This is a genomic window from Saliniferula longa (assembly GCF_050789285.1).
In the GTDB taxonomy this organism is placed as follows: domain Bacteria; phylum Pseudomonadota; class Alphaproteobacteria; order Rhodobacterales; family Rhodobacteraceae; genus CAVPWP01.
This window is the reverse complement of the sequence record NZ_JBOUVX010000002.1, coordinates 465,878-483,730: the sequence shown is the minus strand read 5'-3', so window position 1 is coordinate 483,730 and position 17,853 is coordinate 465,878. Positions and strand designations below refer to the sequence as shown.

The following is a 17,853-nucleotide window of genomic DNA, read 5'->3' as shown; positions in this document are numbered from 1 at the left end:
GAAAAGAGCGGGCACAAGGCCCGCTCTTCCCAAGTCGGTCGTTCAGGTTCGATCAGAACGTGAACGAGATACCGAAGTCGTAGGTGTCGTTGTCGTACGACTCGCCAGCGGCGACGTCCGTCAGGTCGCCATTCGCCCAGCCGCCGACCAGCGACGCACCGCCGCCCAGGTCGTAGGCAGCGCCGATGCCGTAGGCTTCGACTTCCACGGCGGTCTTGATTTCCGACCAGCGGTAGTACGCGGTCAGAGTCGTCGCGCCGAAGGTGTAGTCACCCGAAACGGCCCACTGCTCGATGTCGAGATCGCCACCAGCGGTTTCCGCGTCACCCCAGCCGTACTGGGCCTTACCGGTGAAGTCGCCGAAGCTGGCGGTACCACCGACCACCCAGTGCGTGGCGGGCACGGTCGTCTGGATGTTGACGTTCAGATCCGGGTCGCCGACTTCGATCGTCGCCGCATCCGTGTCTTCGTAGCCGAGGCCGAAGGTGAAGTTGCCGAACGAGTAGTTGGCACCAGCCGCCCACGCGTCGAAGTCGGTGTTGATGCCCGACGCGAGCGTGATCGACGAGCCCGGTGCGTCGGCCGACAGGTAGAACCCGAAGTCACCGAAGCTGTACTCGTAGAGGGCGCCCGGAGTGTCGGGGCCGACGTTGGCGACGTAGATGATCTCGTTCAGGTCGCCGAGGCCGGTGAGGCCAACGCCCGAAACGAAGCCGACGGCAGCGGCCGCAGCACCGTCGACGTCACCCATCGACAGCTTGCCGAAGGCGCCTTCGACGAAGACCGAACCGTCGTTGCCCGCAGCGCCGCCCGTGGCGTTGTCGGCACGGATGCTACCACCGAAGGCGAGGCCGCCATCGGTTTCGCCCGAAGCCGCGAACGAAATCCGGATCCGCGACGTGAACGTCAGTTCGCTGTCAACGGAGTCGATGATGTCGCCCGTGTTCGGATCGGTTTCGACTGCGCCGGGCAGGAAGCCCTTGATCACACCCATCCGGCCGTCACCGCCAACCGACACGTCAGCAGCAGCGAAGCCAGCCGACATGATCAGTGCGGTCGAGGCAAGGAGAACCTTTTTCATAGTTGTTTCCCTCGTGTTTCAATTACACCTCAATCCGGCTAGCCCGAATTGATTGGCATCTATCTCTGCCTCTTGAACCTTGAATGCAAGCGAAGCAGGGCGGGCCCCGGGATTCGTCCCCGGCGTTGGTGCAGCTTTGCCACAGTGACCCCGGGTCACCTCAAAACGGCGCACGGACAGCCCCCGGGACGGTCCCGGAAATGGTCCGGGACGGCCCCGCACGGCACCGCGCGGGGCAAAAGCGCTTGTCGCCGGGAATCGCCTTCGATACTAACGACACAGCCCTTTCCGACGCGGGACCAAGTCGTGAAATCTCAGTCCGGAACCCTTCTGATCGCCCTGTCGGTCCTGGCGCTTTCAGCCTGCGACGGGCTGACGCCGACCGAACGCACCGGCCAAAGCGCGGCCCAGCGCGCCGCCGAGCAGAACCTGTATCCGGACGCAAACCCGACCAGCGCAAGCGTGGTCCAGGAGTCGTCGATCTTCGACCTGTTCTCGAACGAAAACGATCCCAACACGACGGTCGAGGTGAACAAGTACATCTGGAACGCGGCGCTTCAGATCCTTGACTTCATGCCGATCGAAACGGTCGACCCCTTCTCGGGCGTGATCGTGATGGGCTACGGCACGCCGCCCGGCAGCGGCACCGCCTACCGTGCCACCGTCCTGATCGACGACCCCGCGCTTGACGCGCGTTCGCTGAACGTCGCGCTGGCCACGCGCAACGGGCCGGTCGACGCCGCCACGACCCGCGCGGTCGAGGATGCGATCCTGACCCGCGCGCGCGAGCTTCGCATCCGCGACAACGCGCTCTAGACCCCGCGCTTCCGCACAAGTATCACCTCGCCCGACCGATCCCCGTTCGCCCTGTCACGCCCCCGGGCCCGCCGGCGGGACGACGAAGTCCAAGGAATGCAGGCCATGTCGCGCTACGAGCCAGCGAAGATCGAACCGAAGTGGCAGGCCGCCTGGGAGGCCGGGGGCACCTTCACGGCCCGCCGCGACCCCGCGAAGCCGAAATACTACGTGCTCGAAATGTTCCCCTATCCGTCGGGGCGCATCCACGTGGGCCATGTGCGGAACTACACGATGGGGGACGTGATCGCGCGCTACAAGAAGGCCAACGGGTTCTCGGTCTTGCACCCCATGGGGTGGGATGCGTTCGGCATGCCGGCCGAAAACGCCGCGATGGCCTCGGGCGGGCATCCGAAGGACTGGACCTACGGCAACATCGACGTGATGCGCGGGCAGATGAAGCCGCTTGGCCTGTCCATCGACTGGTCGCGCGAATTCGCCACCTGCGACCCGGACTACTATGGCCAGCAGCAGGCGATGTTCCTTGATTTCCTCGAGAAGGGCCTCGTCTATCGCAAGAACGCGACGGTCAACTGGGACCCGGTCGACATGACCGTTCTGGCGAACGAGCAGGTGATCGACGGCAAGGGCTGGAGGTCGGGCGCGGCGGTCGAACGGCGCGAACTGACGCAGTGGTTCTTCCGCATCTCGGACTTCGCAGAAGAGCTGCTGGATGCCATCGACGGCCTCGATTCGTGGCCCGACAAGGTCAAGCTGATGCAGCGCAACTGGATCGGCAAGTCGCGCGGCCTGCAGTTCGCCTTCGACGTGGTGCAGGACGGCGTCGCCCCGATCGATGTCTATACCACCCGGCCCGACACGCTTCTGGGGGCCTCGTTCGTCGGCATCTCGCCTGACCATCCGCTGGCGAAGCAGCTTGAGGCCGAGAATCCCGAGGTCGCCGCCTTCGTTGCCGACTGCCGGCGCATGGGCACCTCGGAAGAGGAGCTGGAAAAGGCCGAGAAAAAGGGCTTCGACACCGGGTTGCGCGTGCGTCATCCGCTGAACCCCGACTGGCACCTGCCGGTCTGGATCGCGAACTTCATCCTGATGGATTACGGCACCGGGGCGATCTTCGGCTGCCCGGCGCACGATCAGCGCGACCTCGACTTCTGCCGGAAGTACGGCCTGCCGGTGATCGACACCTTCTTCGCGCTCGACGCCCCGGCGCCCGTTACCGACACGGCCTTCGTGCCGCCGAAGGACCAACGGGTGCGCTGGGTCGACCACTTCACCGGCATCGACGAGGCGACGGGACAGGAAGCGATCGACGCCACGATCGCCTTCGCCGAAGCGAAGGGCTGGGGCAAGGGCGTCACCAATTTCCGCCTGCGCGACTGGGGCCTGTCGCGCCAGCGCTATTGGGGCTGCCCGATTCCGGTGGTGCATTGCAACGCCTGCGGCGTGGTGCCCGAGCGGAAGGAAAACCTTCCCGTGCGCCTGCCCGACGACGTGAGCTTCGACAAGCCGGGCAACCCGCTTGACCGCCACCCCACCTGGCGCGACGTGCCCTGCCCGGCCTGCGGCAAGGCGGCGAAGCGCGAAACCGATACGATGGACACCTTCGTCGATTCCTCGTGGTACTACGCCCGCTTCACCGCGCCCCGCGCGGCGACGCCGACCGTGGCCGAGGACGTGGCCTACTGGATGAACGTCGACCAGTACATCGGCGGGATCGAACACGCGATCCTCCACCTGCTTTACTCGCGCTTCTTCGCCCGCGCGATGCAGATCTGCGGTCACCTGCCGGCCTCGGCCGTCGAACCGTTCGATGCGCTGTTCACGCAAGGGATGGTCACGCACGAGATCTACCAGACCCGCGACGAGAAGGGCCGCCCCGTCTATCACCTGCCCGAGGACGTGATCGAGATGACGGTCGACGGCAAGCGCCACGTCGCGCTGCGCCATGACCTTCTGGTGACGCAGGGCGCGTCGGACGGGGCGCGCCTCGATCTGGCGAAGGGCGCCGATCTTCTGGTCGAGGTGGTGCCTTCGGCCAAGATGTCGAAGTCCAAGAAGAACGTGGTCGACCCGATGGCGATCATCGCGCGCTATGGCGCGGACACGGTGCGCTGGTTCGTGCTGTCCGACAGCCCGCCCGAGCGTGACGTGGAATGGACCGCCGCCGGGGCAGAGGCCGCGAATCGACACCTTGCCCGGATCTGGCGCATGGCGGCCGAAATCGGCGACGCGCCCGACAACCCCGAGGCCGACCTCGATCTGCGACGCGTCATGCACAAGACGATCGACGGGGTGACGCGCGACATCGAAAGCTTTGGCAACAACGCCGCCATCGCGCGCCTTTACGCCTTCGCGAACGCGATCCAGCGGTCCGAAGCCGGCGCCGCGACCCGGCGCGAGGCGATGCGCGCCATGGCGCAGCTGATGGCGCCCTTCACCCCGCACCTTTCCGAAGAGATGTGGCAGATGCTGGGGGGCACGGGACTGATCGCCGAGGCGGCCTGGCCCAAGGCGGACCCCGCGCTTCTGGTCGAGGACAGCGTGACCCTGCCCATTCAGGTCAACGGCAAGCGCCGGTCCGAGATCACCGTGCCAAAGGACATGCCCAAGGACGAGGTTGAAAAGCTGGTGCTGGCCGACGAAGCTGTGCGGCGGGCGCTTGACGGTGCCCAGCCGAAGAAGCTGATCGTCGTCCCGGGCCGGATCGTGAATGTCGTCATCTGATCGCCGCGCAGTCCTGTCGTTCGCGCTTCTCGCGCTGGGCGCCTGCGGGTTCTCGCCGGCGCTTGCCCCGGGCGGGTCGGCCGAGGGCTTGCAGGGCCAAATCGCGGTCGATGCGCCGTCCGCAGTCGAATCCTTCGAATTCGTGCGCGCGCTCGAGGCCCGGCTGGGCCGCCCCGAGGCCCCGCGCTATCGCCTGTCCGCCGACATCGTGGTCGCCGAGGAAAGCATGGGCATCCTGCCGGACCAGACCATTACGCGCTATAGTGTGCTGGGCGAGGTGGAGTATCGCCTGACAGAGATCGTGACGGGCCGGCTTGTGACCTCTGGGCAGGCTTCGAATTTCACCTCCTACGCCGCCACCTCGACCACCGTGGCCACGACCTCGGCGCAGGCCGACGCGCGTCGCAGGCTGATGACGATCCTTGCGGATCAGATCGTCGACGACCTTTACCTCTCGCGCCGGGACTGGCCGGCATGAAGCTTTCGTCCCGCGATGCCGCCGCCTTCTTCGCGCGGCCCGACCCGCGCCGCGCCGGCATTCTTGTTTATGGCGAGGACGCGATGCGGGTGGCGCTGAAGCGGCAGCAGGTGATCCTTGGCCTGATCGGCCCCTCGGGCGAAGCGGAAATGCGTCTTGACCGGATCGCGGCCGCAGACCTGCGGCGCGACGGGGCACTTCTGGCCGACGCGGTGAAATCAAGCGGGTTCTTCCCCGGCCAGCGCGTGGCCTTCGTCGAAGATGCGGGCGACGGCCTGGCCGAGGTGATCGGCGCCACCCTTGGCGAGTGGCGCGAGGGGGACGCGACCATCGTCGTGACGGCGGGGGTGCTGTCGCCGCGCTCGGCCCTGCGCAAGCTGTTCGAGGGACACTCCAACGCCCTTGCCGCGGCAATCTATGACGATCCGCCGTCACGCGCCGAGATCGAGGCGTCGCTGCGCGCGGCGGGCCTGTCCGACATCCGTCCGGACGCGATGGCCGCGATCAACGACCTGGCACGCGACCTTGATCCGGGCGACTTTCGCCAATTCATTGAAAAGATGTCGCTTTACAAGCTGGGCGATACCTCTGCGCTGACGCCGGTCGAGGTCGCCGCCTGTGCGCCCGCCTCGACCGAGGCCGAGGTGGACGACCTTCTTCATGCCGTCGCCGAAGCGCGCGCGGCCGAGATCGGGCCGCTTCTGCGCCGGCTCGAGGCGCAGGGCGTTCTGCCGGTCACCCTGTGCATTGGCGCCGAACGGCACTTCCGCACACTGCATTCGGCGGCGGCAGATCCGAAGGGCGCGGCGTCGGGCATCACGCGGGCGCGGCCGCCGGTGCATTGGAAGCATCGCGACCGGATGCAGCGGCAGGCCGAACGCTGGGGGGTCGCACGGCTGGAACAGGCGCTTGGCATGCTGGTCGACACCGACCTTGCCCTTCGGTCGACGACGCCCGTGCCGCCGCTGCCCATGATGGAACGCACCCTCGCCCGGCTGGCAAGGATGACCCAATGACACGTTACACCGTGGTCGGACACACCAAGAGCCGCACAATGCGCGTGCTGTGGATGCTCGAAGAGATCGGGCAGCCCTACGACCTGAGGCCCGAGCTTCCGCGATCGGAGGCAGTGCGTGCCCTGAACCCCCTGGGCAAAGTACCGGTGCTGATCGAGGGCGACGCGGTGCTGACCGATTCGACGGCGATCCTGACCTATCTTGCCGACAAGCATCACGCCCTGACCTTTCCTGCCGGAACGATCGACCGCGCGCGGCAGGATGGCCGGACGCAGTTCGTCCTGGACGAGATGGACGCCGTCCTGTGGACGGCGGCGCGGCACAGCTTCGTGCTGCCCGAAGAGCACCGCGTCCCAGAGGTCAAACCCAGCCTGAAATGGGAGTTCGAGCGGTCTGTCCGCGCCTTCGAGACCCTGCTTGGCCAAGGGCCGTTCCTGATGGGCGAGGTGATGACGATCGCCGACATCATCGCCGCCCACTGCGGCGGGTGGGCCATCGGCGCGAAATTCCCGGTCGAGTCGCCGGGTTTCCGGGACTATATCGACCGGATGCGCGCCCGCCCGGCCTTCGCGCGCGCCTCGGCGGCTGGAAGCTAGGCCGTCGCCAGACGACGCGCGGCGGCACGCCCCGCCCAGCGCCCGGTCGCAAGACAGGCGGTCAGCAGGTAGCCGCCGGTCGGCGCCTCCCAATCGATCATCTCGCCCGCCGCGAAAACACCGGGCGCCGCGCTCAGCATCAGGTCGTCGTCCAGACTGTCCCAGGTCAGCCCCCCGGCGGTCGAGATCGCCTCGTCCAGCGGGCGCGGTCCGGCGTGACGGATCGGCAGCGCCTTGAGAAGCGCCGGCAGCGCCGCGTCCGGCGGCAGCGGACGGCCGAATTCGTTCAGAAGCGCCAGGCGCGCCGGATCAAGCCGAAGCGCCTTGCGCAGGCGGTTCGTGCGGCTGTCCCGCGGCGAGGCGCGGGCAAGACGCGCGGCGATCTCGTCCTGCGACAGATCGGGCAGCAGATCGGCCTGAAGCGCGGCCCCGTCGCGGACGGCGGCGAAGACGGCATAGAGTCCCCCGCCCTCAAGCCCGCGGTGCGAGATCACGAATTCGCCCCGTGTCCGCAGATCGCCGGCGGACAGGGCCGCGCCCTTGACCGGACTTCCATGGTGCCGCGCCATCTCGGGCGACCAGGCGACGGACAGGCCCGCGTTCGACGGACGAAAAGGCGCCACCGTCGCGCCCCGCGCCGCGACCGCGCCGACCCACGCCCCATCCGAGCCAAGCCGCGCCCAGCTTGCGCCCCCCAGCGCAAGGATCGCGACACGGGCGCGAATGGCGATGTCGCCCTCGGGGGTCGCGAAGCGGTGCAGGTCGCCCTCCCACCCATGCCAGCGCCAGCGCGTGCGGAGTTCGACGCCAAGGCCATCAAGGCGGGCCAGCCATGCCCTGAGCAGCGGCGAAGCCTTCATGGCGACTGGAAAGACGCGGCCCGAGGACCCGGTGAATGTCTCCTGTCCCAGATCGCGCGCCCAGGCACGGATGGCATCGGCATCGAAGGCCTCGACCATCGGACGCAGTCTGACCGCGGCCGGGCCGTAGACGTCGACAAGTTGCGTGGCGGGGACGTCGAAGGTCAGGTTCAGGCCGCTCTTGCCCGCCATCAGGAACTTCCGGCCAACCGTGGGCTTGGCCTCGGCCAGAAGGATGGATCGGCCCGCCCCGCCCAGGACGTCCGCCGCCATCAGTCCCGCCGGCCCGCCCCCGACGATCAGCGCGTCGACAGACCTTGTCCTTTCGCCATCCTGGGCCAAGCTGTCCGGCATGACCGACGATCCCCTTTGCCCGCTCTGCGGCCGGCCGATTCCGCCCGACGTTCCGCAAAGCCTGCATCACCTGACGCCAAAGCTGCGCGGCGGCAAGGGTGGGCCGACCGTTCTGTTGCATCACATCTGCCACAAGGAAATCCACGCCACCCTGTCCGAGACCGAACTTGCGCGCCAATTCAGCACGATCGAGGCCCTTCGGACGCACCCGCGACTTGCTGCCTTCGCCGTGTGGGTTGCGAAACGTCCGCCAGAGTTCATCTCGCGCACTGCCGGCCCGCGAAGACAGGCAAGGCGGCGCTAGGCTGGCGATGGGTCGGTCCGGTCGAGCTGGGGGTGGCGACGCGGTCGGTCGGGTCGTCTGCGGACCGGTGCCCGAAGGATCGGATCTGGTCCCAGTCCGACCCGCCCGGTGGCGCAACATGCGCCACCAAGAGCGGATCGGGGTACTCGGGAACTCATTACGAACAAGTCAATATAAGCTATCCTAATTTGTCATTAGTTTGAGTGAATGTTACAGAAATTGGGCATCTTTCCTGTCCCGCGACCGAGCCTCCCCCCGGCACCCTCGGCCGCGCGCTGGTCACGCGAACTAACATCTTGATTTTACACTTTTTATCGAGGCGTGGGCGCCGGACGCAGAAGACGGGATGCCTGGGGCGGATCTGTGAACGCACCGTGGCGGCGATGGAAACAACGCGCGGCGCCGATCTTGCAGCCGTCAGACTTCCGATCGCCGGATGGCCTGACGAGCCTCGCAGGCTAAGGCGTCCAGCTCTGGACTGCGGCGAAGGCAGCCGCCGAGATCGCGATGGCAAGGCCCACGGGAAAACCCTCGCGCCGCTCGAACGCGGCCCAGCCCGCGGCCGGAACGGCATCCCACCTGCGCAAGAGCGTCAGGCCACCGATCCCCAGCGCCAGGCCGAAGGACAGACAGAACAGATAGGTGGCGACGTCGCCTGCAGGCACGAAAAGCAGAACCACCGGCAAAAGCTTTGCGTCCCCTCCGCCCATCAGACGCAGGCCGAACAGGATGAAACAGATCGCGAAGGTCACGGCTCCCTGAAGCAGACGGGCCGCCACTTCGTCCGAACCCGGAATGACCGCCGTTGCAAGAAACAGGGCAAGCGCAAGTAACACCAACAGGTTCGGAATCCGGTAGTGACGCAGATCGAAGACGGCCGCGACGAACAGGATCGGCAGAAGCAGAAGGAACGGTGTCATCCTCTGTCCTCAGGCGATCAGTCGATGGCCTTGACCCCGCGCGGCCTGCCCCTCGGCTGCGATCAGGCGATGGGCCAGTTCGTTGAACCCGGAAACCCCGGTCTTGGCATAGATGCTGCGCAAATGGGTTCGGATCGTCGTCACCGACAGCGCCAGCTCTTCCGAGATGGCCCTGACCGTCAGACCGCGTCGCACCATGGTGCAGACCCGGAACTCCGACCTGGTCAGCCCCGCAGGATTGAGGTCGGAAAGAAGTGGAACGTCTGCCGACATTGCGTTGCCCCCCGACACGCGCTGAAGCTTGCGGCGGCCAAGACAGTCGGTCACCAGACCGGGCTTCCGGTTCGCCCAGAAACGGGACAGCAGCGGCCCGAGCATGTCGAGTTTCGCCTCGAACGGCCGACCGGCCTCCTGCCGCAGATGGATCTCGAGATAATCCGAATGGCCGTTGCGGCTTTCCAGCACGACGACGACGATGTCCTTCAAGCCACGACGGCGCATCCACCCGGCGACTGCGGGGTGCGGCTCACCGCCCGACCCGGCGAGATGGCGCGACAGCGACCACGTTGCGCCCGTCTTCAGTCGGTCAAGGTAAGGGCCAAGAAGCTCGGCCACGAAGGCGCGTTCCAGCGGCGCGCTGCACCGCTGCGCATTTCCATCGCAGACCGCCACGATGCGAGGCGCCGAGGAATTGAAGGTGTTTCGGGAAATCGCGATCGCCTCGGCACCGAGAAAACTCTGAATCGCCCCCAGGCCGCCATCAAGCGGAATTCTTTCATTTGTCGATTCAAGGAATTGAAGAACCGGACCCAGTATTTCCACACCATTAACGGAATCGGAAAAACCGGGGCCTGCATACGGACCATACTCGCCGAACATGTCAAAATCCAAACACCACACACTCTTGAACGCAGGGGGCGGATATTGGCAAGACACGCCGGAACACTGTGCCGACCCCCTCGAACCCAAGGCAAAGGAAAGGCAAAATCTGGGCAAAAATCAAGGTTTCCGTGCCCCAATCGCAACCCAGCAGGCCGATTGATGAACCAACATGTTCAATGGTCGGAAGTATCAGGTTAAGCCGCAAGCGCCGAAACTTCCGTTCATTTTCGGCTTAACTCGAATTCATTTTCCGTTCATCTACGGTTAATGAAGCGTTAATTCTACAGGTCACGAGGCGAAATAGCGGATATACCGAATCACGACCGGGCCTAGAGTGATCATCACGATCGACGGCAACATGAACGAGGCAAGCACCGCGGACATCTGCACCGGAAGCTTGTTCGCCTTTTCCTGGGCACGCAATTCGCGGAAAATTCGCATCTCCCGGGAATAGGTGGTCAAGGCCTCACCCATCGGGGTTCCGAACTGGATCGACTGGAGCACGACGCTGACGAAGGAGGCGATCGTCTCGACCCCGGTTCGGTTGGCCAGTGACATCAGTGCCTTCGACCGTTCCTGCCCGGCCTGGATCTCGGCCTGGGCGATCATGAACTCTTCCGAAAGTTCGGGGGCGACCGGCGCGATCTCCTGCGCAACGCGCATCATGGCAGCATCAAAGCCCAGGCCCGCCTCGACCGAGATCTGCAGAAGGTCGAGTGCGTTCGGGAAGGAGGCCTCGATCCGCCACTTGCGTTCGGCCACGCGACGGTCAAGCCAGTAGCCCGGCAGGACGTAGCCGACATAGCACAGCAACGCGAGGCCGATCAGCGTGGCCATGCTGCCAAGTCCGTTCAGCCAGTCGGTCAGCATTTCGGGCAGAAGCGGACTGCCCGCCTGCGCCAAGGCCAGAAGCAGCAGGAAAAGGCCCGGCAGCACCAGTCCGGAACCGGCACGGAACAGGAAGAAATTGCGCACCGCATGCGGCCCCTGCAGACCGGCGCGGGCAAGTTCGCGCTGGACCTGAACCCGCTGGCGGTCGTCGTCCGCAAGGATGCCGGCGGCGAATTCCGAGGCCCGCGAGTGTTCGTCCTTGACCAGCGTCTGGCGCTGTCCGGTGGACCGCGGCCGGCCGTACTGCGCGATGCGCGTCGCCGCGACGCTCTTGTCGGACATGACCTGGGCCACACCGACGACGGCAAGCATCGCGCCCGCGCCGACGGCGCCAAGGATCAGCAGGTTGGTCGAAATGCCAATGGATTGAAGATCGAACATCGGATGTCTCTACCCTCGTCAGAACCGGAAACGGACAAGCTTGCGCAGCAAGACGGCATTCACCGCGATGAAGACCCCAATGGTGACAAGCATGGGGACGTACAGCGGGTCGTCGGACACACCGTTGTAGTAGGACGGCGTCGTGACCGACATGAAGAAGAAGATGAAGACCGGGATGCAGGACAGGAAGATGGCCGAAAGCCGCGATTCCGCCGAGATGGCCTTGATCTTCTGACGCATCGTGGCGCGATCGCGGATGACACGGGACAGCGTGTCGAGGATCGCGGCCAGATCCCCGCCGGTGCCATGCTGTATCCCGACGCTGACCGCGAGATAGTGCATGTCCTCGACGTCGATGCGCTCGGCAAGTTCGCGCATCGCATCGCTCAGGTCGTCGCCATAGGCGACCTGGTCGACGACGATGCCGAATTCGGACCCGATCGGATCGGACATCTCGTTGGCCACACTTGCAAGCGTCGTGTTCAGGGGATGGCCCACGCGCAGCCCGCGCGCCATGCGTTCAAGCGCATCGGGCAACTGGTGCACGAAGGCGTTGAGGCGGCGGTTCCTCAGGTGCCGCACGATGAGGGGCGGCACGATCAGGAACAGCCCGACCGCAAGGGAAATCGCGATCGCCGGGTTGATCACCTGCGACCCGGCAATTGCGAAGATCACCGCCCCTGCGACGATCGCCCCGAAAAACGCTTCGGGGCGAAGGGTAAGACCCGCCTGCCGCAAGGCATGCGGCACGCTTCCAAAAAGGGGAACGGCCTCGAACCCGGACTTGCGTGCTGGCGGCTTGAGAACCTGAAGGATCTGTTCGGTGGTCGCGCCGGCCTTGATCATCCTCATCCGCCGGCTCTTGGCCTCGTCCTGCCTCTCGCCGCGCGACAAGAGCTGGCGAAGACCCTCGAACGCCAGAAGCGTTCCCAGGAAGAGGCCGACGAAGATCACGAACCGCGCGTCGAGCGCGCCAAGGTTCAGCGCGCCCAGACCCAGGGCATCCAGATCGAGATCGCGAAGGTCAATCATCTTTCGGCGCCCTCTTCACGAACGAAATGCCGCTCATGTCGACGCCGGCGGCGATCAGCTGTTCGGCCGACTGGGGGCGGATTCCGGTTGGCGTGAAGTAGCCCCTCACGCGGCCGTCTGCGTCCTTCCCGGTGCGCTTGAAGACGAAGATGTCCTGCATGGTGATGACGTCGCCTTCCATGCCGGTCAGTTCGGATATGCTGGTCACGCGCCGGCGTCCGTCGCTGAGGCGGGTAAGCTGAACGACGAAATGGATGGCCGAGGCAATCTGCCCGCGGACGGCCGAGTGCGGAAGTTCGAAGCCGCCCATCGTGACCATCTGCTCGATCCGGCCCAGCGCATCGCGCGCCGTGTTGGCGTGGACCGTGGTCATCGATCCGTCATGACCGGTGTTCATGGCCTGAAGCATGTCGAAGGCTTCCGGCCCCCGGACCTCGCCCACGATGATGCGGTCGGGGCGCATCCGCAGCGCGTTGCGCACCAGGTCGCGCTGGATGATCGCGCCGTTGCCCGACGGGTTCGGAGGACGCGTTTCAAGGCGCACGACATGCTCCTGCTGAAGCTGAAGCTCGGCCGCGTCCTCGATCGTCACGATCCGCTCGCGGTTGCTGATGTAGGACGACATGGCGTTCAGCATCGTCGTCTTGCCGGTGCCCGTCCCGCCCGAGATGAGGATGTTCAGGCGCGCCTCGACAAGACCGCGCAGAAGGCGCGCGGCGTCTTCGGACAGCGTGTCGATGTCGATCATCGACTGCATGGTCAGCGGGACGCGGGAAAACTTCCGGATCGAAACCGATGGCCCGTCAATGGCGCAGGGCCGGATGATCGCGTTGACGCGGCTGCCATCCTCAAGACGGGCGTCGACCCAGGGAACGCTCTCGTCGATCCGGCGCCCGATGCGCGAGACGATCTTGTCGATGATCCGCAGCAGATGCCGTTCGTCACGGAACCGGACGGCCGTCCGCTCGAGCACGCCGCGACGCTCGACGTAGACCTTGTCGAACGAATTGACGAGGATGTCGTTGATCGTCGGGTCGGCAAGAAGCGGCTCGAGCGGGCCTAGTCCAAGCACCTCGTCGAGAAGTTCGTCGACGATCTGGCGGAAATCCTCGCTTCGCATCGGACGGCCGAGGTCCTTCAGGACTTCGGCGACCAGGCCGCTCACCTCGCGCCGAAGTTCGTCCTCCTGGATCTTGTCCAGCACCGCCAGGTTCAACCGCTCGAGCAGCACGTCGTGCAGCTTGCTCTTGAGTTCGAGTCGGGACTGAAGGTCCGCGTCCACGACGGCGCGCGGCGGTTCGGGTGCCGGAGCGACCGGCGCCGGCCGGTTCTGCCCGAACCGAACGACGTTCGGCGCGGTCGCTGTCTCACCTGTCTGGAACTCTCGGAACATTGTTGGCCCCTTTTGGTCTTTCAAACCGCTGCGCGGCAGTCGCTGTTTCTTGAAGCAGGTCGCGGCGCTCAGACTCTGGTGGTCTGGGGGCTTTCGAACTTGCGGATCGTGGCCCTGGCGAGTTTTCGCATGCTCTTGGCAAGGTCCGAATGCGGCGCCGCGCGCGACAGCGGGCAGCCGCGGTCGACCGTTTCCCGCGCGGCCCGGTCGTTGCGGGGCAGCCAGTAGCTGAAGTCATGTGCCAGAAGCTTTGCGGCTTCGCGGTGATGGCTGGCCAGAAGCACCGGCTTCTTCTCGAAGTTCACGACGATCTCGATGGTGAGGCCGGGCTGCTCGGCAAGGAAGAAGTCCATCAGCTTCCGAGCGGCGCGCACCGAGGGGACGGTCACGTCCGTCACCAGGATGACCTCGTCCGATTTCGCAAGGATCGGCTCGAGCCAGCTGACCAGCGCCCGCGGCAAGTCGACCACGACATAGTCGTAGCTTTCCTGAAGAACCGTCAGGATCGCCTCGACCTGCGCGACCTTCAGCGCTTCGAGCGGTCCGAACTTCGAGGGCGCGGGAAGCACCGCAAGCCCGCTGTCGACGGTGACGATGCACTGTTCGACATAGTCCCGCGTCGGCACGAACCCGTCCATGGCAAGCTGGATCAGCCCGTCGTTCGCATCGACGTCAAGCATCGTGCCGACTGTCCCGAACTGGAAGTCGAGGTCCACGATGACCACGCTGTGCTTGTTGTGCTTCTTGCGGAAGCCGGTCGGTTCAAGCAGCTGGTCGGCAAGGTTCACGGCAACAGTGGTCGATCCGACCCCGCCGCGCGCCTGGGCGACGGTGATGATGCGCCCCTTCTTCTGCGGCCCGGCCCAGACGGCCGGCAGCATCGCATCGCGCCGCTGTTTCCATGTGGCAATCTGGGGGCGCAGTTCTTCCCTGAGCGCGCCCTTCGGCATGATGTCGTCGACGCCGCAGCGCGACAGCTTGCGCACCTTCGACAAAGGCAGGTCGTCGTCGGTCAGCGCGAAGAAGACGGCGTTCGACGCACGGTTCGCCGACAGATCCTCGATCGCCTTCAACTCGTCAGGGTCGTCGGGATCCGTGGTGAAGACAACGATGTCGTACATCTTTGCAATCGACGCCGCCGATCCGTTCATCTGCGCAAGCGTCCCCGATTTCGTGACGACATTGATCATGCCGTCGTCTGCGAGGGCGCTCTGAACGTCGAGCGAGACCGCGTCGTCGCTCGAAATCAAAAGCAGGCTCGTGGGACTTTGATCCATTGTCGAAACTCCTGAAAAGGTGGGCTTCAATTGAAAGTGTCGGGTCATCCGTCGCCTCCTTGGGCAAGGTCCTCGCCGGGGAGAGAGACGCTGATGGTGGGGAACGGAATGTCGTTGTCCCCACGGGTGCCCGCGTTGGCCACGCCCGCGATACCGGCCAGCCGGCCCAGCGGGGTGGTGTAGCGGAAGTCGAGGTCGCGCAGTTCGACGGTCACGATCGGCACGAAGGGACCGCCAAGGAACCCCAGATCGGGGTCTGTGGTGTAGCGGAACACCAGGTGGCGGGGCTCGGCGTTCGAGGGCAGAACCTCGCGGATGCCCGGAACGCCGCCCGGCGCACGATCGGCCCCCCACCAGATTTCTGCGACCGTCGCGTTCGACAGATCGCCCTGACAGGTGATCTCGGCCGGGGTGGCGCAGACGACGCCCGGCGCGGCGCGGCAAAGCGTGCCATAGCGCGGGGGGGTCGTGCCGGGAAGGAACGCACCGGGCTGGTGCGTCTCGGGCACTCCGGGGCAGGCGGCCGGGCGCGTCGCCGCGACGCGGACCGCGCGCTGAAGCGCCTTTTCGGCCATGACGTAGTCCGACCCCATGCGGCCAAAATCCAGGACCGCGAAGAACAGCAGCAGGAACAGCGCGATGACAAGCGCCAGTTCGACCAGGGTGGTGCCGGATTCGTCGCGCGCGAACCGCCGGGCCGAAGCGCTGTTGATCGTGCGAATCCCCCGTTTCATAGCCCGAAGATCCTTGCTTCATCGCTGACATCGACGATCACCGAGTCCTCGACCCCGCCACCTGCAAACGCGAAGAGGCTGGCGAAGGGGTGGGTGATCTCGACCCGCGCGGTCAACTGGGCAACCGGGGCCGGGCTGATGCGGTAGGCGCCGACCACGCAGTCAAGCGTCGCGGTCACGTCGACCAGATCGACCCCGCGCGGAAGGATGCTCTCGCCCGTTCCGATCCGGTCGCGGATGATGGCTGTCAGCCTGTCCGCCTGGTCGTCAAAAGTGGTCCCGCCGGGTTGGCAGACATCGGCCGGCGTGATCCGCGCAAGATACCGCGTGGCATCCCTGACGCCGGAAATGCTGTTCTGGAAAGACCACATCAGGCGGCTGCCTTCGATGATCATGCCGAACACCAGGATCATGAGCGGCAGGCAGATCGCGAACTCCACCAGCGCAAGCCCGGACTCGTCGCGGCCGAAGCGGCGCAAAGCGGAAGGGATATGACGACGGATGCGCATGACTACCGGTAAAGCTGCACTTGTTCGCGGAAGATGCCCGCTTCGACTTCCTGGCCGCCGCCCGGTCCGCCCACCGACTCGACCACCTCGACCCAGAGGTCGAAGACCGGTGGAGAGACGGTCGAATTGCCGACCGGGCGTGTCAGGAAGACCCGGACGAATTCGGCAGGCTTCACGTCCTTCGCCGCCCCGGCGATCGCGGTGCCCCCGGTCGCAGGGTCGCAGTTGATCCCCGCGGCCACGAAGGTCCGGCGCTCGGGGTTTGGGTTGGGCGTCGCCTTCGAACACTGCGGGCGGCCGGTTTCGCGCCGATTGGTCAGGATGTTGCCGGTGCCCGCGGCCGCGATCTCGGCCTTGTAGACCTCATAGCGTGTGGGCGACGTGTTTGAGCCAAGGGCCGTGAGCACGCGCTGACCGTTGGCGTTCAGAACGACGTTGCCATTGGCGTCGCGCACGAGATTTCCGGTCGCGTCCTTTACGCCGTAATTGGTTGCGAAGTAGGTCGCGCGCCCGTCGGACCAGTCGGCGTCGCCGAAGCGGCCGTTGCCGATTGTGCAGCCCGAAGAGCTGCCGAAGCAGTCGTCGGCAGGAAAGGCCATGGTGTCGCCGGCGCTGGGGTTGTTGCCGATGCACTGGTTGCCCTTGGTCGGAACCTCGAACCCCGAGATGACGTGCGGCGCCGGCGCATAGTGCGGGTTGTTGCGCTTGTTGTTCATCGTGCCGGTGTAGATGTCGAAGCGCGTGTTGAAGACCGCGTTCTCGATGCCGACCTTCTGCCCAGGCTCGATGTCGACACCGTTTGTGCGGACGCACTGAAGCAGATTGCCCGAGGCCGCGATAAGGCAGGTGTCAAGCTGCACACCATTCAGGCCCGCGCAGGGTCCACGCTGATCGACGCCGATGTCGCTGGGATCGAGAAAGCCGAAGTCGCCCGGGCCCCACTGGCTTCCGTTTCTGCCCGAACGAAGAAGGATCGTGCTGCCGACGTTGTCCTCGGCCTTGAACGTCGGCGAGGGCAGGCAGAACATCAGGACGGGAACGTCGCAGACATAGGCGGTGAACCCGGCAATCGCCGTCGCCCCGACGTTGGCATCGATGGCCTGCTGGCCGGTGATCGCAGAGAAGGCCGCGGCGATCGGCGTCGCCACCCGGCGGGGCGTTATGACGACCCGAGCATAGGCCGCGGCGGTCGAGTTTGTGGTGACGAAGCCCGAGGTGTCGGCCGTGTCGTCCGCCGGCAGATCAGACAGGAACGTGAGCGTATAGTCGGCCACGCCCAGAAGCGCGCCGCCATCCCCGAAGGTCTGGATGTCGTCGATCAACTCGGCCGCGGCCGCGGTGGCGCGGGCGATGGCCCCGTCCTCGCCGTCAAGTTCACCGGCGGCGGCAAGCGCCACGTTGTCGGCATAGGACTGAAGCTCGGACTGGGTGGCCGCCATGCGGCCCGTGTCGAAGGCCAGCGCGATCATCCCAAGCATCACCGCGAAGAGGATCGCGAAGAAGACGAGGACCGCCCCTTCGTCGGCCTTGGCGAAGGCCCGCATCCGCGTGGTGTATGGTGAAGGACGTGTCATCGCTTGCGACCTGTGAACCGATCCTTGGTTT

General features: G+C 65.6%; 17 protein-coding genes. 6 read left to right on the top strand and 11 right to left on the bottom strand.

What is annotated here, in order from left to right:
• Positions 1-52: 52 nt before the first annotated feature.
• Positions 53-1,081 carry a porin gene (locus tag ACRDNQ_RS08875; RefSeq protein ID WP_431828294.1) on the bottom strand — a complete coding sequence of 343 codons (1,029 nt, stop codon included), beginning with the start codon at positions 1,079-1,081 and terminating at the stop codon, positions 53-55.
• A 306-nt stretch (positions 1,082-1,387) separates the two neighbouring features.
• Here ACRDNQ_RS08875 and ACRDNQ_RS08870 point away from each other — a divergent pair, with 306 nt between their 5' ends.
• The 5 genes from ACRDNQ_RS08870 to ACRDNQ_RS08850 all read left to right on the top strand — a co-directional run bounded on the left by ACRDNQ_RS08870 (position 1,388) and on the right by ACRDNQ_RS08850 (position 6,711).
• Positions 1,388-1,897, top strand: coding sequence for a DUF3576 domain-containing protein (locus tag ACRDNQ_RS08870; protein WP_431828293.1), 510 nt, complete (start codon positions 1,388-1,390; stop codon positions 1,895-1,897).
• Between the two features lie 105 nt (positions 1,898-2,002).
• Positions 2,003-4,621 carry a leucine--tRNA ligase gene (leuS, locus tag ACRDNQ_RS08865; protein ID WP_431828292.1) on the top strand — a complete coding sequence of 873 codons (2,619 nt, stop codon included), beginning with the start codon at positions 2,003-2,005 and terminating at the stop codon, positions 4,619-4,621.
• Complete coding sequence (lptE, locus tag ACRDNQ_RS08860; RefSeq protein ID WP_431828291.1) at positions 4,608-5,099, top strand: LPS assembly lipoprotein LptE; 492 nt, start codon at positions 4,608-4,610, stop codon at positions 5,097-5,099. Before leuS ends, lptE begins: the two co-directional genes overlap by 14 nt.
• Positions 5,096-6,115 (top strand): DNA polymerase III subunit delta, encoded by a 1,020-nt coding sequence (locus ACRDNQ_RS08855; protein WP_431828290.1) that lies wholly within the window; start codon positions 5,096-5,098, stop codon positions 6,113-6,115. Before lptE ends, ACRDNQ_RS08855 begins: the two co-directional genes overlap by 4 nt.
• Positions 6,112-6,711 (top strand): glutathione S-transferase family protein, encoded by a 600-nt coding sequence (locus ACRDNQ_RS08850; protein WP_431828289.1) that lies wholly within the window; start codon positions 6,112-6,114, stop codon positions 6,709-6,711. The genes ACRDNQ_RS08855 and ACRDNQ_RS08850 overlap by 4 nt, the downstream gene beginning before the upstream one ends.
• Here ACRDNQ_RS08850 and ACRDNQ_RS08845 read toward each other — a convergent pair.
• Positions 6,708-7,925, bottom strand: a complete 1,218-nt coding sequence (locus ACRDNQ_RS08845; RefSeq protein WP_431828288.1) for a TIGR03862 family flavoprotein — start codon at positions 7,923-7,925, stop codon at positions 6,708-6,710. The two genes, ACRDNQ_RS08850 and ACRDNQ_RS08845, sit on opposite strands and share 4 nt — an antisense overlap.
• Here ACRDNQ_RS08845 and ACRDNQ_RS08840 point away from each other — a divergent pair.
• On the top strand, positions 7,924-8,229 hold the full coding sequence (locus tag ACRDNQ_RS08840; RefSeq protein ID WP_431828287.1) for an HNH endonuclease: 306 nt from the start codon (positions 7,924-7,926) through the stop codon (positions 8,227-8,229). The genes ACRDNQ_RS08845 and ACRDNQ_RS08840 overlap by 2 nt on opposite strands.
• 458 nt (positions 8,230-8,687) lie before the next feature.
• On the opposite strand, the gene ACRDNQ_RS08835 is transcribed toward ACRDNQ_RS08840, so the two are convergent.
• The 9 genes from ACRDNQ_RS08835 to ACRDNQ_RS08795 form a co-directional block, all read right to left on the bottom strand.
• Positions 8,688-9,149: a prepilin peptidase gene (locus tag ACRDNQ_RS08835; RefSeq protein ID WP_431828286.1), complete on the bottom strand. Its 462-nt coding sequence runs from the start codon at positions 9,147-9,149 to the stop codon at positions 8,688-8,690.
• A 9-nt stretch (positions 9,150-9,158) separates the two neighbouring features.
• On the bottom strand, positions 9,159-10,085 hold the full coding sequence (locus tag ACRDNQ_RS08830) for a helix-turn-helix transcriptional regulator (RefSeq protein WP_431828285.1): 927 nt from the start codon (positions 10,083-10,085) through the stop codon (positions 9,159-9,161).
• Positions 10,086-10,319: 234 nt separating this feature from the next.
• Complete coding sequence (locus ACRDNQ_RS08825; RefSeq protein WP_431828284.1) at positions 10,320-11,303, bottom strand: type II secretion system F family protein; 984 nt, start codon at positions 11,301-11,303, stop codon at positions 10,320-10,322.
• Positions 11,304-11,321: 18 nt separating this feature from the next.
• A complete protein-coding gene (locus ACRDNQ_RS08820) occupies positions 11,322-12,335 on the bottom strand; it encodes a type II secretion system F family protein (RefSeq protein WP_431828283.1) in 1,014 nt (337 codons plus the stop codon).
• Positions 12,328-13,728, bottom strand: coding sequence for a CpaF family protein (locus ACRDNQ_RS08815; protein ID WP_431828282.1), 1,401 nt, complete (start codon positions 13,726-13,728; stop codon positions 12,328-12,330). The genes ACRDNQ_RS08820 and ACRDNQ_RS08815 overlap by 8 nt, the downstream gene beginning before the upstream one ends.
• Positions 13,729-13,796: 68 nt before the next feature.
• Complete coding sequence (locus tag ACRDNQ_RS08810) at positions 13,797-15,005, bottom strand: AAA family ATPase (protein ID WP_431828281.1); 1,209 nt, start codon at positions 15,003-15,005, stop codon at positions 13,797-13,799.
• Positions 15,006-15,049: 44 nt separating this feature from the next.
• Entirely contained in the window at positions 15,050-15,739 is a 690-nt protein-coding gene (locus ACRDNQ_RS08805; protein ID WP_431828280.1) for a TadE/TadG family type IV pilus assembly protein, read from the bottom strand.
• Positions 15,736-16,248: a TadE/TadG family type IV pilus assembly protein gene (locus ACRDNQ_RS08800; protein WP_431828279.1), complete on the bottom strand. Its 513-nt coding sequence runs from the start codon at positions 16,246-16,248 to the stop codon at positions 15,736-15,738. The genes ACRDNQ_RS08805 and ACRDNQ_RS08800 overlap by 4 nt, the downstream gene beginning before the upstream one ends.
• A 2-nt stretch (positions 16,249-16,250) precedes the next feature.
• Positions 16,251-17,822: a TadE/TadG family type IV pilus assembly protein gene (locus ACRDNQ_RS08795; protein ID WP_431828278.1), complete on the bottom strand. Its 1,572-nt coding sequence runs from the start codon at positions 17,820-17,822 to the stop codon at positions 16,251-16,253.
• Positions 17,823-17,853 lie beyond the last annotated feature (31 nt).